The following is a 356-nucleotide window of genomic DNA, read 5'->3' on the forward strand; positions in this document are numbered from 1 at the left end:
GGTGGCCTCGGCCTCGATCAACGCCTGCAGTCCGGCACGGACCAGCTCAGCGAACATCGATCCGGAATCAGCGGAGGTCAGTGCATCGAACTGGGCGAGCAAGGCAGAATGGTCCTGGGTCATCGTGAACCGTCCTGGACTGGGTGGAGACCTGGTTTATGCCACCTCCGTCTCAGAGGCATCCAGTCCGGCGCGCAGGACTGCTTCCAACGCGTCGTGGTTGCGTTGGACCTGATCGCGGTGATCGCGGGCTGCCGCGGCCGCCAACGCGTCGGGATCAGCGTCCTCGCGACTCCCGGTCGGGGACTCCGGATCGGCGGGGTTGTTCATTCCGGGGGCCGCCCACGCGGCGAGTA

The 356-nt window shown here is 66.6% G+C and carries 1 pseudogene; it reads right to left on the reverse strand.

From position 1 onward, the window contains the following. Positions 1 to 180: 180 nt before the first annotated feature. Positions 181 to 356 (reverse strand): annotated as a pseudogene (locus P3L18_RS28345) (HNH endonuclease); the annotation flags it as partial.

Origin of the sequence: Gordonia sp. N1V (genome assembly GCF_029269935.1) — a bacterium.
In the GTDB taxonomy this organism is placed as follows: domain Bacteria; phylum Actinomycetota; class Actinomycetes; order Mycobacteriales; family Mycobacteriaceae; genus Gordonia; species Gordonia polyisoprenivorans.